The 15,532-nt window shown below is 72.6% G+C and carries 14 protein-coding genes; 4 read left to right on the top strand and 10 right to left on the bottom strand.

Features of this window, described 5'->3' with window-relative positions; genetic code table 11:
• Positions 1–95: 95 nt before the first annotated feature.
• From IH26_RS0149580 to lpdA, 6 genes are all read right to left on the bottom strand, one after another.
• The gene (locus tag IH26_RS0149580; RefSeq protein WP_030443307.1) at positions 96–260 is read right to left on the bottom strand and encodes a DUF5808 domain-containing protein; all 165 of its coding nucleotides are present in this window, start codon (positions 258–260) and stop codon (positions 96–98) included.
• Positions 260–889, bottom strand: coding sequence for a lipoyl(octanoyl) transferase LipB (lipB, locus tag IH26_RS0149575; protein ID WP_030443306.1), 630 nt, complete (start codon positions 887–889; stop codon positions 260–262). The genes IH26_RS0149580 and lipB overlap by 1 nt, the downstream gene beginning before the upstream one ends.
• A gap of 20 nt (positions 890–909) precedes the next feature.
• Positions 910–2,772 (bottom strand): DUF6311 domain-containing protein, encoded by a 1,863-nt coding sequence (locus IH26_RS0149570; RefSeq protein ID WP_030443305.1) that lies wholly within the window; start codon positions 2,770–2,772, stop codon positions 910–912.
• Positions 2,773–2,804: 32 nt separating this feature from the next.
• Complete coding sequence (locus tag IH26_RS0149565) at positions 2,805–3,710, bottom strand: TIGR01777 family oxidoreductase (protein ID WP_030443304.1); 906 nt, start codon at positions 3,708–3,710, stop codon at positions 2,805–2,807.
• Positions 3,711–3,922: 212 nt separating this feature from the next.
• Positions 3,923–5,821: a 2-oxoglutarate dehydrogenase, E2 component, dihydrolipoamide succinyltransferase gene (gene sucB, locus IH26_RS0149560; RefSeq protein WP_030443303.1), complete on the bottom strand. Its 1,899-nt coding sequence runs from the start codon at positions 5,819–5,821 to the stop codon at positions 3,923–3,925.
• A gap of 43 nt (positions 5,822–5,864) precedes the next feature.
• On the bottom strand, positions 5,865–7,256 hold the full coding sequence (gene lpdA, locus IH26_RS0149555) for a dihydrolipoyl dehydrogenase (RefSeq protein WP_034217911.1): 1,392 nt from the start codon (positions 7,254–7,256) through the stop codon (positions 5,865–5,867).
• A 165-nt stretch (positions 7,257–7,421) separates the two neighbouring features.
• Between lpdA and IH26_RS0149550 the strand changes: the two genes are divergently transcribed.
• A complete protein-coding gene (locus IH26_RS0149550) occupies positions 7,422–7,739 on the top strand; it encodes a hypothetical protein (RefSeq protein ID WP_030443301.1) in 318 nt (105 codons plus the stop codon).
• 115 nt (positions 7,740–7,854) lie between these two features.
• On the opposite strand, the gene IH26_RS0149545 is transcribed toward IH26_RS0149550, so the two are convergent.
• The gene (locus IH26_RS0149545) at positions 7,855–9,387 is read right to left on the bottom strand and encodes a leucyl aminopeptidase (RefSeq protein ID WP_030443300.1); all 1,533 of its coding nucleotides are present in this window, start codon (positions 9,385–9,387) and stop codon (positions 7,855–7,857) included.
• Positions 9,388–9,525: 138 nt separating this feature from the next.
• On the opposite strand from IH26_RS0149545, the gene gcvT reads away from it, so the two are divergent.
• A complete protein-coding gene (gcvT, locus tag IH26_RS0149540; protein WP_030443299.1) occupies positions 9,526–10,629 on the top strand; it encodes a glycine cleavage system aminomethyltransferase GcvT in 1,104 nt (367 codons plus the stop codon).
• 5 nt (positions 10,630–10,634) lie between these two features.
• Here the strand turns inward: gcvT and IH26_RS0149535 are convergent, their stop codons facing one another.
• Together IH26_RS0149535 and IH26_RS0149530 are read right to left on the bottom strand one after the other, a co-directional pair.
• Entirely contained in the window at positions 10,635–11,378 is a 744-nt protein-coding gene (locus IH26_RS0149535; protein ID WP_030443298.1) for an adenosylcobinamide-GDP ribazoletransferase, read from the bottom strand.
• Positions 11,375–13,387, bottom strand: coding sequence for a bifunctional adenosylcobinamide kinase/adenosylcobinamide-phosphate guanylyltransferase (locus IH26_RS0149530; RefSeq protein WP_030443297.1), 2,013 nt, complete (start codon positions 13,385–13,387; stop codon positions 11,375–11,377). The genes IH26_RS0149535 and IH26_RS0149530 overlap by 4 nt, the downstream gene beginning before the upstream one ends.
• Before the next feature lie 82 nt (positions 13,388–13,469).
• On the opposite strand from IH26_RS0149530, the gene IH26_RS0149525 reads away from it, so the two are divergent.
• Complete coding sequence (locus tag IH26_RS0149525) at positions 13,470–13,667, top strand: hypothetical protein (RefSeq protein ID WP_030443296.1); 198 nt, start codon at positions 13,470–13,472, stop codon at positions 13,665–13,667.
• A 4-nt stretch (positions 13,668–13,671) separates the two neighbouring features.
• Positions 13,672–14,496 (top strand): site-2 protease family protein, encoded by an 825-nt coding sequence (locus IH26_RS0149520; protein WP_030443295.1) that lies wholly within the window; start codon positions 13,672–13,674, stop codon positions 14,494–14,496.
• 24 nt (positions 14,497–14,520) lie between these two features.
• Here IH26_RS0149520 and IH26_RS0149515 read toward each other — a convergent pair whose 3' ends face one another.
• The gene (locus tag IH26_RS0149515; RefSeq protein WP_030443294.1) at positions 14,521–15,519 is read right to left on the bottom strand and encodes an aldo/keto reductase family protein; all 999 of its coding nucleotides are present in this window, start codon (positions 15,517–15,519) and stop codon (positions 14,521–14,523) included.
• Positions 15,520–15,532 lie beyond the last annotated feature (13 nt).

Below are 15,532 nucleotides of genomic sequence, written 5' to 3'. Positions count from 1 at the left end.
GCCGGACACGGGTCTAGATCCCGCCGACCGGAGTCCCTCAAACGAGCGACCGCCTCAACCACCAACATGCCTCGTCGGGCTGGGGCGAAGCCCCGTTAGGTGATGGTCGCGAGGACGACCGCCGCGACGATCGCCAGCGGGATGATCGTGGTGCCGACCAGGATGACCCAGGCGACGGGGTGGCCGAAGTTCAGCGTGACCCCGCCGCCCTTCTTGGGCACGAAGACCCGCGGGTCGCTCGGATCCCGGTAGAGAGGCATCAGAACAGCGTCGGCAGGTGCCGCTCGAGGACCGGCAGCACCTCGGCGACCGGGACCGGCCGGCCGAGCTCGGCGCTGAGCGACGTCACCCCGGCGTCGCGGATCCCGCAGGGCACGAAGCGGTCGTACGCCGACAGGTCGCAGTCGCAGTTGAGCGCGAACCCGTGCTGGGTGACCCCGCGCGCGACCCGGATGCCGATCGCGGCGATCTTGCGGTCGGGCCCGCGGCCGTCGGCGCGCACCCAGGCGCCGCTGCGGCCCTCGACCCGCTCGGTGGCGACGCCGAACTCGGCACACACGTCGATCAGCAACTGCTCGGTGCGGCGCACGTAGGCGACCACGTCGACCGGGTCGGGCAGGCGGAGGATCGGGTAGCCGACCAGCTGCCCCGGGCCGTGCCAAGTGATCTTGCCGCCGCGGTCGACCTCGACCACCGGGGTGCCGTCGGACGGGCGGTCGGCGGGCTCGGTGCGCTTGCCGGCGGTGAAGACGCTGGGGTGTTCCAGCAGCAGGATGGTGTCGGGCTGGTCGCCCGCCACCACGGCGTCATGCAGGCGGCGCTGCTCGTCCCAGGCCGTACGGTAGTCGACCAGACCGGGACGCAGCACGGTGAGCGTGGAGGGTGTCACGCCCCCAACATAACCCGGTGCTACCTGTCGATCGGATCCACGCCGGGACGTATTCGCCACACCAGCACGTCGTCGACGTGCTCGGGCTCGCCCAGCAGATCGGTCGCGCTCTTCTCCACCGCCGAGCGGAACAGCATCCCGTTCGGCCCGGTGATCTCCTCGGGCAGGAAGAGCGCGTCGACGCCCCAGTACTCGAAGTCGGCCCGGGCCTGCGCGCGGTCCCAGTTGTCGACCTCCGGGACGTAGCCGTACAGCGCGGCCCGCAGGAACAGCCAGTCGGTGCGGCGCGGCGGCGCGCCGATCCGGCCCTGCTTGTCGGCGCCGTCGATCTCGGGACCGAGGAAGTACCCGTCCGGGATCCGGAACTGCCGTCCCCCGCGGGCCATCGTGTACGCCTGCCACCGCTGCCCGTCGGCGGCGACGTTGATCGCGAACGGCAGCGCGCTCATCGTCCCGCCCTCGGGCACGTACCGCTGCCAGGTGCCGTCGGCGATGAACTTCGGCTCGGGCGCCCGCTCGGTCCACAGCAGCGGCAGCGGGAAGAGCGGGATCAGCGCGACGGCGAACGCCGCGGCGAACGGGGTGTGTGCCGGGTGCGGCATCTCGTCCCGGTCGAGCAGCAGGTCGGCGCTCGACGCGAGGATCACACCGATCACGCCGACCAGCACCAGCGCGAACCGGAGCGGCAGCGCGGAGTCGAAGAGCGGCAGGCGCTGGAGCAACGCGTACGGCAGGGGAATGTCGCTCTGGTAGCCGAAGATGTGCAACCGTGGCCCGAACGAGATCACCATGAACACGCCGCCGGTGATCGCCAGGGCCCGCAGCGTCGCCCGGCGCCGCGCGTCGGCCCGGCGCCAGAGCAGCACGAACGCCGCGACGACCAGCACCATCAGCGGCAGCCCGAAGAACGAGGTCTGCTCGGTCGGATTGGCCGCGTAGTTGGCGCCCAGCCCGACCCCGGCCGCCAGCGTACGGTCGGAGAAGGAGAAATACGCCGCGATGTCCTCGGCGTAGTGCCGCTGGTTGAAGCCCGTCCCGGAGAAGGTCTCCGGCCCGGCGAAGTGCATGTGCAGCGGGTAGGCCAGCAGCGCGCCGGCCACCACCGCGGTCACCCCGAGCCCCTTGAGCATGGTCGGCAGCGCCACGCGCGCCTCGGCCTGGGTGGCCCGCGACAGCGACCAGGCGACGACGAACACCCCGCCGGCCAGCGCGGTGAAGAACAGCCCCTCGGCCGCGATGGTGAAGGCGACGCCGAGGAACGCGCCGAGCACCGCGCCGTTGCGCAGCCACCGCCCCGGCTCGCGCAGCTTGAACAGCCACCACAGCACGACCGGCGCGATCCAGCCGGCGGTCCAGTTGAGGTGGGCGTTGGCGTGCGAGACGAAGCCGGGCGCGAAGCCGCAGAACAGCCCGGCGACCGCGGCCGAGAGCCGGTTGCGGGTCACCCAGCGGGCCAGGAACAGGTACCAGGCGAAGGCCGAGCCGGCCAGGTTCAGCGTCAGCACCGTCGCGAAGGTGACCTGCGGGCCGGCCCAGATCGTCAAGGGGGCGAACAGGATCGCGTACGCGGTGACCGACGTGTTGGCCGCGAGGTTCACGCCGTTCGGCGCGTTCATCACGGTCGCGTAGAACGGGTCGCCGCCGTCGCGGAGCAGATGCACGCCGTACGCCAGCACCCACTCGAAGAACGCCTGGTCACCGACGTTGCCGGCGATGACGTGAGCATACGGCTGCCGCCAGAGCCCCTCGGTGACGTAGACGGCGAGGCCGAGGGCGATCACGGCCACGAGCAGGTGGGACCGCAGGCGCCGGACCACCGAAACGGTGTCGGGCGGGGCCGGACGGTCCTCGGCGGCATCGGTGGTGGGCGCTGCGACGGACATCACGCGCAGGTTAGCAAGCGAACCTGTCTCGTTTACCGGGAAGCATCGACGGCGACACGAACCGAGGAGTCAATGTCCGGATAAGACCAATGAAAACCCGCTTTTTCTAGTACGGCGGGAATCGCCCGCACGCTCACCTGCAACTCCTCGGCGAGCCCGCCCAGCGCCAGGTCGAGCGCGAAGCCCGGCACGGCCAGCACCGCCGGCCGATGCAGCGCCCGGGCCAGCGCCCTGGTGAACTCGGCGTTGGTGCAGGGCACGGCGCCGGTCATGTTCACCGGGCCGGCCACGTCCTCGCGGTCCAGCAGGAACTCGACCGCGCCGAGCCAGTCGGCCAGCGCCATCCAGGCCATCCACTGCCGGCCGCCACCGAGCTTGGCGCCCAGGCCCAGCCGGAACGGGATCAGCAGCGGCTTGAGCATGCCCCCGCGCGCGTCGACCAGCGGGGCGGTCCGCAGCAGCAGCACCCGGGTGCCGGCGTCCTCGGCGGGCCGGGCCGCGGCCTCCCAGACCCGGCACAGGTCGGCCAGGAAGGTGTGCCCGGCCGGTCCCTCCTCGGTGGTCGGCCGGTCGCCGGTGTCGCCGTACGCGCTGATCCCGGAGGCCTGCACCATCGTGCCCGGCCGGTCGGCGGCGGGCAGTTGCCGGATCGCCTCGGCCAGGGTGGCGGTGGTGTCGACCCGGCTCGAGCGCAGCACACCGCGGTAGTGCTTGGTCCAGCGGTGCGTCCCGATGTTCGCGCCGGCCAGGTTGATCACCACGTCGGCGCCGGCCACCGCGGCCGGGTCGATCTGACCCTGGGACGGCTGCCAGGTCGACTCGCCGGCGTGCCGGGCCGGCCGCCGGACCAGCCGGGTGATCTCGTGCCCGGCCTCGCCGAGCCGGTCGCCCAGCCGCGTGCCAAGGAAACCGGAAGCACCGGCCATCAGGATCCGCATGCCACCCATGATGCCCGGATATGAACCCGTTCAAAACTGAGTTGGCTGGCTCCGCTTCGCTCCGCGGGCGATCGCCCCTTCGGGGCTGATGAGGAGGCAGTCGACTTCCGGCACCGCAAACCCCGCGGCGACGGAAATCGACTGCCTCCTCATCAGCGGGGCGATCGCGGGCGTGCCGGATCACTCCGGCACGCCCTTCGGCCTTGTCTGCCCTACAGGCCGAGCTCGGCCTCGAACTGGCCGCCCTCGAGGCGGTCCTTCAGCGTCACCAGGAAGCGGGCCGCGTCGGCACCGTCCACGATCCGGTGGTCGTAGCTGAGCGCCAGGTAGATCATCGAGCGCGGCACGATGAGCTCGCCGAGCGTCGGGTCGTCGATGATGACGGCCCGCTTGACGACCGCGCCGGTGCCGAGGATGCCGACCTGCGGCTGGTTGATGATCGGCGTGTCGAAGAGCGCGCCCCGGCTGCCGGTGTTGGTCAGCGTGAACGTGCCGCCGGACAGCTCGTCCGGGCCGATCTTGTTGTTCCGGGTGCGGTCGGCCACGTCGGCGATCCGCTTGGCCAGGCCGGCCAGGTTGAGGTCGCCGGCGTCCCGGATCACCGGGACGATCAGGCCGCGCGGCGTGTCGACCGCGATGCCCAGGTGCTCGCCGTCGTGGTAGGTGACCGTGTTGGCCTCGAGGTCGATCGACGAGTTGACCGTCGGGTGCTGCTGCAGCGCCTCGACCGCGGCCAGGGCGAAGAACGGCATGAAGGTCAGCTTCACGCCGTGCTTGGCCTGGAAGTCGGCCTTGGCCCGGTTCCGCAGCTGGGCGATCTTGGTGACGTCCACCTCGACCACCGTGGTGAGCTGCGCCGAGACCTGCAGCGACTCGACCATGCGCCGGGCGATGGTCTGGCGCATGCGGGTCAGCTTCTCGGTGCGGCCGCGCAGCGGGCTCGGCGCCGGCTTGGCGGCCTGCGCCGCGGCCGGTGCGGCGGCGGCCGGGGCGGGCTGCGCCACCGGGGCCGGGGCGGCCTTGGCCTTCTCCGCGGCCTCGGCCGCGTCGAGCACGTCCTGCTTGCGGATGCGGCCGCCGACGCCGGTGCCGGTCAGGGAGGACAGGTCCACGCCCTTCTCGGCGGCCAGCTTGCGGACCAGCGGGGTCAGGTAACCGGCGTCGCCGGCGCCGTTGCCCTTGACCGCCTCGCGGGTCGGGGTGGCGACCGCGGCCGGGGGCTCGGCGCCGCGCTCGGCGGCCGACGGGTCCTTGGCGACCTCCGCCTCGGCCGCGGGCTCGGCATACGAGTCGCCGGGCCCGAAGGAAGGCGCCGGAGCGGACTCGATCTTCGGCGCTTCTTCCTGCTTGGGGGCCGGGGCCTGCTGCGGGGCAGGTGCCTGCTGCGGCGCCGGGGCCTGCTGCGGCGCGGGAGCCGGAGCCGGGGCGGCGCCCGGGGTGCCGATCACCGCGAGCACCGCGCCGACGTCGGCGGTCTCGTCCTCCTGCACCTTGATCTCGAGGACGGTGCCGGCCACCGGCGACGGGATCTCGGTGTCGACCTTGTCGGTGGAGACCTCGAGCAGCGGCTCGTCCGCGTCGACCGTCTCGCCGACCTGCTTGAGCCAGCGGGTGACGGTGCCCTCGGTGACGCTCTCGCCGAGCGCGGGCATCTTCACGTCGGTGCCCTCGCCGCCGGCGGACGGCGTGGCCGCGGACGGCTGCGGCGCGGGGGCCTCGGCCTCGACCGGCTTCTCCGTCGAAGGAGTGGTGGGCGCCGGCGGCTCCGGCTCGGCCTCGGCCTGCGGAGCCGGGGCCTGCGGGGCGGCGGCCTGCGGGGCGGGGGCCTGCGAGGCGGCGGCCGGGGCCGGCGCCGCGTCGGCCGGCTCTTCGCCGTCGCCCGAGATGACCGCCAGCTCGCTGCCGACGTCGGCCGTCTCGTCCTCCCCGACGACGATGCGGGTGAGCACGCCCGCGGCCGGCGACGGGATCTCCGTGTCGACCTTGTCGGTGGAGACCTCGAGCAGCGGCTCATCGGCCTCGACCCGCTCGCCCTCCTGCTTCAGCCAGCGCGTGACGGTGCCCTCGGTGACGCTCTCACCCAGCCGCGGCATGGTGACCGATACCGGCATTCTCCGAACTCCTTGTCCGCTTCGTCTTCGTCAACGAAATAGGTCAGCTGTGTGCGTGCAGGGGCTTGCCGGCGAGCGCGAGGAACGCCTCGCCCAGCGCCTCGTTCTGCGTCGGGTGGGCGTGCACGAGCTGAGCGACCTCCTCCGGGAAGGCCTCCCAGTTGTAGATCAGCTGAGCCTCGCCGACCTGCTCGCTCATCCGCGCGCCGATCATGTGCACGCCGAGCACCGGGCCGTCGTTCAGACGGACCAGCTTCACGAAGCCGGTGGTCTTGAGGATCTGGCTCTTGCCGTTGCCGCCGAGGTTGTAGTTGTACGTCGAGACCTTGTCGGCGCCGTACTTCTCCTTGGCCTTGGCCTCGGTCAGGCCCATCGAGGCGATCTCCGGGTCGCAGTAGGTGACCCGGGGGATGCCGGCCTCGTCGATGACCGCCGGGCGCCGGCCCGCGATCTCCTCCGCCACGAAGATGCCCTGGGCGAAGCCGCGGTGCGCGAGCTGGAGGCCGGGGACGATGTCGCCGACCGCGTAGATGTTGCCGACGCCGGTGTGCAGCCGCTCGTTGGTGATCACGAAGCCGCGGTCGAGCGTGACGCCCTGCTGCTCGTAGCCGAGGCCCTGGGTCGTCGGGCCGCGACCGACCGCCACCAGCAGCACCTCGGCCTCGACCGTCTCGCCGCCCTGGATGGTCGCGCGCACGCCGTTGTCGGTGTACTCGACCTTCTCGAACGGCTTGCCGACCTTGAAGTTGATCTTGCGCTTGCGGAAGGAGCGCTCGAGCTGCTTCGAGATCTCCTCGTCCTCGGCGGCGACCAGGCGGGGCAGCGCCTCCAGGATGGTCACCTCGGCGCCGAACGACTTCCAGACGCTGGCGAACTCGACGCCGATCACGCCGCCGCCGAGCACGATCGCCGACGAGGGCACCCGGTCGAGCCGGAGCGCGTGCTCGCTGGTGATGACCCGCTTGCCGTCGACCTCGAGGCCGGGCAGTGAGCGCGAGTAGGAGCCGCTGGCCAGGATGACGTTGCGGCCGGTGTAGCGCCGGCCGGCCACCTCGACCGTGTCCCGGCTGACGAGCTTGCCCTCGCCGGCCACCACGGTGATGTTCTTGTTGTGCGTGAGCAGGCCGGTGAGGCCCTTGTACAGACGGGAGACGACACCGTCCTTGTACGCGTTCACCCCGGCCATGTCGATCGACAACAGCTCGGCCTTGATGCCGAACTGCTCGGCCTCCCGCGTCTGCTCGGCCACCTCGGCGGCATGCAGGAGCGCCTTGGTCGGGATGCAGCCGCGGTGCAGGCACGTGCCGCCCAGCTCGGCCTTGTCGATCAGCGCTACGGAGAGGTCGAGCTCGGCGGCGCGCAGGGCGGCCGCGTAGCCGCCGCTGCCGGCGCCGAGGATGACGATGTCGAAGGTTCCGCCGTTCGGCTGGCTCACGTTGACTCCAGTGGTCACATCCGTCGCCGTGTGGGTCACACAAAGGAAACGGTCACAGTATGTCCACGCCATCTTGTCACTTATCGAAGCCATCGATGCAGTCAGGTGCCCACCGGCGTGCCTGCCCGTCGTACCCTTGCGGGAATTGAGCGTAAGGAGCGGGCAGTGGCCTGGTTTCGGCGGCGCACCGCGCCCCAGCGGGTGGCGGGTCGGCCGGTCGACCGTGCCGATCTCGAGTACCTTGCGGAGTTCGTCCGCACCCGCCGCGGCGTCGAGGCATTCATCGAGCCGCGCACGACGGTGACCGAGACCACGGTGTTGCTCGTGGCACACGACGGCGAGTGGACCCGTCGCCGCATCGAGTCCCCGGAGATCGCCCGCCGCTGGGCGAGCAGCCTGTCGGTCCCCATCTACGACGTACGGCTGCTCGGCTACCCCCAACGCATGCGCGACTACAACGCAAGACAAAAACGGCAGAGCTAGCTGGCGTCGCCTCCGGCGCCGCGGGCGATCGCCCCTGGGAAGCGGGGCGATCGCGGGCCGTTCTCGCATCGGGGCACCCCGGGAGGCCTGGGAGGCGGGCTGCGGCCGAGCCGCTTTACCTCAAGTCGTCGATCGCCTGCAGCAGCGTGCGTACCGGCACGCCGGTGCCACCCTTGGTCCAGTAGCCGGCGGCCTCCCCCGCGTGGTAGCCCGGCCCGGCAATGTCGATGTGCGCCCACTCGACGCCGTCGGCCACGAACTCGCGTAGGAATACGCCGCCCTGGAGCATGTGCCCGGCGCGGTCCATCGCGTTGTTGGTCTGGCAGATGTCCGCTATGTCGGACTCCATGCCCTTGCGGACCTCCTCGGGCAGCGGCATCGGCCACGCCGGCTCGCCGACCTTGTCGCCGGCCGCCCGGATCAGCTCGACCGCCTCCTCGGAGCCCATCAGACCCGCGATCCGCTTGCCCAGTGCGATCACCTGGCCGCCGGTCAGCGTCGACGCCTCCAGCACGTACGAGGCGCCGTCCGCGCAGGCCCGGGCGATCGCGTCGCCGAGCACCATGCGCCCCTCGGCGTCGGTGTTGAACACCTCGACCCGCTTGCCGTCGAACATCGTGATCACGTCGCCCGGCCGGTACGCCGAGCCGGACGGCATGTTCTCCGCCATCGCCAGGTACCCGCTGACCGCGACCGGCGGCTTGAGCGCCGCGATCGCCAGCATCGCCCCGCCGATCGCCGCCGCCCCGGCCATGTCCGACTTCATCTCCCACATGCCGGCCGTCGGCTTGATGCTGATGCCGCCGGTGTCGAAGGTGATGCCCTTGCCGACCAGCGCGATCTTCTTCGGCGACTCGACGCCCTCGGGCACGTACGTCAGCTTGACCAGCCGGGGCGGCGCCTCCGAGCCCTGGCCCACCGCCACGATCCCGCCGTACCCGGCCGCCTTCAGCTCCTCCAGGCCGAGCACCTCGACCTCGAGCCCGGTGCCCTGGACCGCGGCCACCACCGCGTCGGCGAACTGCGGCGGCCGCAGCTCGTTGGGCGCCATGTTGACCCAGTCCCGGGCGAGCCGCACCGACCGGGCGACGATCTCGGCCCGGATCACCTCGGCGCCGGCCGCCGGGTCGGCCGCGTCCGGCACGTGCACCTGCAGCGCGGCCACCGGGAGGCGTCGCGGCTGCGGCTTGGTCTTGTAGCCGGCGAACCGGTAGCCGCCGAGCAGCGCCCCCTCCAGGATCGCCCGCAGCACGCCGGGCGCGTCCTCGTCGTCCGGCACCGGCAGGGCCAGCGCGACGGTGGCGCTGCCGGCCAGCGCGCGCACCGCCGCGCCGGCGCCGCGGCGCAGCTTCTCCCGCTCGGGGGCGGAGCCGGACGGCTCGTCGCCCAGCCCGACCGCGACGATCAGCGGCGCGGCGACGGTGCCGAGGGTGGCCAGCTTGGTCACCTCGCCGGGCGCGCCGCTCGCGCCGAGCAGCGCGAGCGTCGAGGTGAGCTTGCCGTCGAACGCGGCGGCGATGCTCTCCGCGCCGGCCGCCGGCAGCAGGGCACCCCCGTCGTCGGGCTGGCTGTGCAGGCCGATGACGATCGCATCGACGGCCAATTCGGCCGGGTCGGTGTCGACCAGGCTGAGGCTGGGCTGGCTCACTCGGGCACTCCGCGGGCGATTCGGGGCCGGCGGCTTCTTGGGCGCGCCGGCTGGTCTGGTGGTCCCGGCGCGATGGCGACGGGGAAGGGTGTCCCCGCGACAATAACGACTTGCAAGGTCACGGGTAAGTTCACTGTCATGTCTGCCGACGCCGCCCATGACCTTTTCCGCTCTCCGCTGCACGATCGCCATGTCGCGCTCGGCGCCAAGCTCGCCGCCTTCGGCGGCTGGGAGATGCCGCTGGAGTACGCCGGCGGCGGGGTGTTGCGCGAGCACGCCGCCGTACGCGAGGCGGCCGGCGTCTTCGACGTCTCGCACCTGGGCAAGGCCCGGGTCCGGGGGGAAGGCGCGGCCGCGTTCGTGAACTCCTGCCTCACCAACGACCTCACGCGCATCGAGCCCGGCAAGGCGCAGTACACGCTGTGCTGCGACGAGACCGGCGGCGTGGTCGACGACCTGATCGCGTACCTGTTCGCCGACGACCACGTCTTCCTGATCCCGAACGCGGCCAACACCGCCGAGGTGGTCCGCCGCCTGCAGGCCGCCGCGCCGGCCGGGGTGACGGTCGAGAACGAGCACCGGGAGTTCGCCGTGCTCGCCGTGCAGGGCCCGGCCTCGGCCGAGGTGCTCGGCAAGCTGGGCCTGCCCACCGACCACGACTACATGTCGTTCGCGAACGCCAAGCTGGGCGATGCCGAACTCATCGTCTGCCGTACGGGCTACACCGGCGAGCACGGCTACGAACTGGTCATCCCGTGGGACGACGCGGCCGCGGTGTGGGACGCGATCATCGGCGCCGGCGTGCAGCCGTGCGGGCTGGGCGCCCGGGACACGCTGCGCACCGAGATGGGCTACCCGCTGCACGGCCAGGACCTCTCGCTCGACATCTCGCCGGTGCAGGCCCGCTCCGGCTGGGCGGTCGGCTGGTCCAAGCCCGCGTTCTGGGGCCGCGACGCGCTGCTCGCGGAGAAGACCCAGGGTCCGCGTCGCGTTCTGCGCGGACTGGAGCTGACGGGCCGCGGGATCCCTCGCGGTCACATGCGGGTGTACGCCGGGGACCAGGCGATCGGCGAGACCACCAGCGGCACCTTCTCGCCGACGAAGAAGGCCGGCATCGCGCTGGCCCTGATCGACACCGCGGCCGGGGTGGCCGACGGCGACCTGGTGCAGATCGACATCCGGGGCCGGCGGATCGAGGCCAAGGTGGTCAAGCCGCCGTTCGTGCAGCCCTCGGTGCGCTGACGGCCTCAGCCCAGGGACAGGCCGGCCAGCGCCACGGTGGTGCCGGCCTCCACCACCGCGCCGAGGACGTCGCCGGTTATCCCGCCGAAACGGCGTACGCAATGGCGCAGCAGCGCAAGCACGACGGCCAGCGACGCGACGACGGCGGCCGGGCCCTGCCACGGACGGCCCGGGGTCGCGGCGGCCGCGGCGACCACGACGACGGCCGCGACCAGCGCCGCGGCCGGGCGGGGAACCGTCCCGGCGACCAGCGCGCCCAGACCCTCGGGCCGGGCCGCGGGCACGCCCCGGGAACAGGCCAGCGTGATCGCGAGGCGACCGGCCGCCCAGGCTGCGACGATCTTCGATTCGGATACCCCGGAGATCGCCGCGGTCTGGATCAGGAGAGCGAGCGCGATCGCCGCCACCCCGAACGGGCCTATGTCTGATTTTTTCATGACTTCTAGGGCTGCGTCGCCTCGGCGGTAGGAACCCAGCGCGTCGAAGGTGTCGGCCAGTCCATCGAGGTGCATGCCGCGGGTGAGCAGCGCTCCGCCCGCGACCGTCACCGCCGCCGCGACCAGCCCGGGCGCGCCCGCCTCGCGGAGCAGCCAGAGCGGGCCGGCCAGGAGCGCGCCGAGCAGCGCGCCGACCGCGGGCGCCAGGCCCATCGCCCACGCCGCGGCCGCCCGATCCACCCGGCCGCCGCGGACCGGCAGCACGGTCAGCGTCGTCACGGCCAGCCGGGCACCGGCCGCGGCGTCGCTCACTCCTGAGCCGGGCCCGAAGGATCGGACTCCGCGAGCTCGGCGGTGGTGGCCGGGTCCGAAGGCTCGGCGGTCGTGGCCGGGTCCGAAGGCTCGGCGGTGGTGGCCGGGTCCGAAGGCTCGGCGGTGGTGGCCGGGTCCGAAGGCTCGGCGGTCGTGGCCGGGTCCGAAGGCTCGGCGGTGGTGGCGGGACCGGGGCCGTCCGGCTCGGGCTCGGCGAAGTCGACGTCCTCGTCGTTCGGCACGATCAGGTCGGCCAGGCCCTGGTCGCCCGGCTCGGTGAGCAGCGCCGGGTGCACCGGCGCCGCCGCGGCCAGGCCGATCGCGGCGCGCAGCAGCGGCAGCGTGGCCAGCGCGTTCGCGCCCTCGCCCAGGCCCAGGCCGAGATCCAGCACCGGGGTCAGGCCGAGCACGTCGGCGCCCTTGGCGACCAGCGCCAGGTTCCCCGCGTCCGGCAGCATGCACCAGTGCCGGGCCTGGCTGCCCAGGTCGCGGGCGACCAGCGCGGCGGCGACGCCGACCGGGCCGTCCAGCAGCACCGGCAGCCGCCGGGAGGCCGCGCCGAGCAGCGCGCCCACCGCCACCGCCAGGTCGGCGCCGCCCAGCTGGCGCAGGATGTCCTTGGCGCCGCGCGGCTCCTGCCGGATCCGGTGCAGCGCGTCGCGGATCGCCGCGCAGCGGACCATCCACGACTCGTCGTCGAAGCGACCGCCCGGCTGCAGCACCCGGGGCAGCACCTCGACCCCCTCGGTGCCGGTGATCGCGGCCGAGATCGCCGCGGCCACCGCGTCGGTGCCGACCCCGATCGAGGCGAGCACCAGCAGGTCGCGCCCGGCGTCGGCGGCCGCCTCGGCGAGCCGCCAGCCCTGCCGCAGCGAGACGTCCAGCGCCCCGTCGCCGATCACCGGGCCGTCCTCCATCGCGCCGGCCAGGGCCACCCGCAGCACCGCGACGTCGGCGCCAGCCTGGCCGGCCAGCCGGCTCAGCACGCCCTCGCCGTGCTCGACCTGGGCGACCCGGCGCTCGACGTCCTCCGGGTCGTCGCCGGCGGCGGCGCCGCCCTCGTGGGTGCCGGAGATCAGCAGCACCCGTACCGACTCCCACGGCCGCGGGATGGTGGTGCCCTGGGTGGCCGCCGCGAACTCGACCGCCTCGACCAGGTCGCCGAGGCCGGCCCCGGCGAAGTCGACCTCGACCAGCCGGTCGCGCGCGTCCGGGCCGGCGTCGCCGTCCGGGAGCGGCAGGTCGAGGCCGCTCTCGAAGGCGCCGCCGCCGATCACCGGGAGCAGCTGGGTGGGCTCGTCGAGCACGGTCGCCGCAGCGGTCGCCGGCGCCGGGGCCTCGGCCGGGGCCGGCGCGACCAGCTGCGGCTCGTACGGCACCTCGATGTCCTCGAGATCCTCGGTGATGCTGAGGACCGGCGCGCCGCCGCCCCCGGCCGCGGTCGCCTCTTCGGACAAATACGACTCTTCGCTTTTCAGCCAGACATGCTGGCCGGCGACCACCAGCGCGACCCGGTCGCACGCCCCGGCGAGCGCCTGATTGGTCGTGCCGAGCGCGTCGGCGAACGCCCGCCCGACCGGCGTGGCCGGCACCAGGGTCAGCCCGACCTCGGGACTGACCAGTACCACCCGGGCCGGGCAGCCGCGCACGGCGTGGGCCAGGGCCGCCACGTCCGCCTCGTCGTCGTTGGGCTGGCGGGCCGGGTCGAGCAGCGCCGTCACCCAGCCGCCGAGGTCGTCGACCAGCAGCGTGTCGTCGGGTTTCGCCTCGGCCAGCAGGGCGGTCAGCCGGGCCGGGTCGGCGCCGGTCTCCTCGGTCGACCAGGACTGCGGGCGGCGCCGCTGATGCGCCTCGATCCGGGCGAGCCACTCCGGGTCGTCCTGGCCGCCCACCGCCGTGGCCACGTAGCGCACCGAGGGCGCGTCCGCGACCAGGGCCTCGGCGAACGCTGACTTGCCGGAGCGGATGCCGCCGAGCACCAGGGCGGTGTTCCACCGATCATCGGACATGCCCCGTACCTTAAGGCCGGGGTGCTCAGGCGGACGCCGTAGGGTGGAGGCGCACGAGCCCAGACGTGAGGGGGAGCGGCGGATGCCGTGGAGTTGGCGGTACGAGAACGGCGACGGCGAGCCGGTCTCCGGTCCGGTCGAGACGTTCAGCAGCCAGTCGGACGCCGAGTCGTGGATCGGCCAGGAGTGGCGGGAACTCGCCGACGCCGGGGTCGCCCAGGTGGTCCTGATCGAGGACGACCGGGTCGACTACCGGATGAGCCTGCTGCCGGCGGAGTGACAGGGTGACGTACGAGCCGGTTTACACGCGGACCCCGCGTAACGCGTTCGTCCCGAGCCCGGTCTTCGTCGGGATCGTCGCCGTCTTCGCCGTCAGTGGCGTGATGACCTGGTCGCACTTCGGCAACGTCAAGGTCGACGTCTTCCTGTTCATCGTGACCGGCTGGCTGGTCTCGCTGTGCCTGCACGAGTACGCGCACGCCCTGGCCGGCTTCTTCGCCGGCGACAAGACCGTGGCCGACCGCGGCTACCTGCGGCTCAACCCGCTGAAATACACCAGCCCGCTGCTGTCGATCGTGCTGCCGGTGGTGGTCGTGGTGCTCGGCGGCATCGGCCTGCCCGGCGGCGCCGTCTGGATCGACCACCGGTACATCCAGGGCCGCCTCAAGGACTCGCTGATCAGCGCGGCCGGCCCGCTCACCAACGTGATCCTGGCGCTGGTGGTGGCGGTGCCGTTCCTGGCCGGCTTCGGCAAGGTCGACCTGTATCTGACGCCGACCGGCGAGGTGGGCCTCTCCGGCGGCCACCCCGAGTTCTGGTGCGCGCTGGCCGCGCTCGGCTTCCTGCAGGTCACCGCGAGCGCGCTCAACTTCCTGCCGATCCCGGGCCTGGACGGCGGGAGCATCCTCGCGCCGTGGATGAGCCCGGCCTATCAGCGCGCCTGGGGGCTGTTCGCCCCGTACGGCTTCATCCTGCTGTTCCTGATTTTGTGGCAGACCCAGATCGGGACCTGGTTCGTCGACGGGATGTACACGATCGCCGGCGGACTCCACATCGACCAGAACGCGATCCAGGTAGGACTGGAGCTGATGCGCTTCTGGAAGGGGTAAAAACCCCTCCCAGAAGCGGTCACCTCAGGGGCGCTTCGCCGGGGACTCGGTCTTGGCCGGGTCGCGCTCGACGACCGGGTCGAGGGCGGCGTCGATCGCCTTCATCAGGTCGGCCTCCAGGCGTACGCCCGAGGCCTTGACGTTGTCCCGGACCTGCTCGGGCCGGGAGGCCCCGATGATCGCGGCCGACACGTTCGCATTCTGCAGGACCCAGGCCACGGCCAGCTGCGCCATCGAGAGCCCGGCCTGCTCGGCCAGCGGCTTCAGCTCGGCCACCGCGCTCAGCACGTCGTCGTGCATGAGCCGGGAGATGAACCGCGCCCCGCTCTTCTCGTCGGTCGCCCGCGAGCCTTCCGGCGGCTGCTGACCCACCGAGTACTTGCCGGTCAGCACGCCCTGCGCGATCGGCGACCAGACCACCTGGCCGATGCCCAGCTCGATCGAGGTGGGCACCACCTCGGCCTCGATGACCCGCCACAGCGCCGAATACTGCGGCTGGTTCGAGATGAACGGGATCTTCAGATCCTGCGCCATCTCCCAGCCGGCCCGCAGCTGGGTGGCGGTCCACTCGGACGCGCCGATGTAGAGCGCCTTGCCCTGCCGGACCACGTCGGCGAACGCCTGCATGGTCTCCTCGAGCGGCGTCGAGTAGTCGTAGCGGTGGGCCTGGTAGACGTCCACGTAGTCGGTCTGCAGGCGGCGCAGCGACCCGTCGATCGACTCCATGATGTGCTTGCGGGACAGGCTGCGGTCGTTCGGGCCCGGCCCGAGCGGCCAGTAGACCTTCGTCAGGATCTCCAGACCCTGGCGACGCTCGCCCTTCAGCGCGCGGCCCAGCACCTCCTCGGCGCGCCCGCCGGCGTACACGTCGGCGGTGTCGAAGGTGGTGATGCCCTCGTCGAGGGCGGCGCGCACACAGGCGACCGCCGCGTCCTCCTCGACCTGGGAACCGTGGGTGATCCAGTTGCCGTAGGCGATCTCGCTGATGAGCAGGCCGGAACGGCCGAGATGACGGAACTCCATGCTGGGAACTCTA

The sequence above is a fragment of the Actinoplanes subtropicus genome (assembly GCF_000721705.1).
Taxonomy (GTDB): domain Bacteria; phylum Actinomycetota; class Actinomycetes; order Mycobacteriales; family Micromonosporaceae; genus Actinoplanes; species Actinoplanes subtropicus.
Note: the sequence above shows the minus strand (reverse complement) of the source record. Positions and strands in the feature narration are given on the sequence as shown.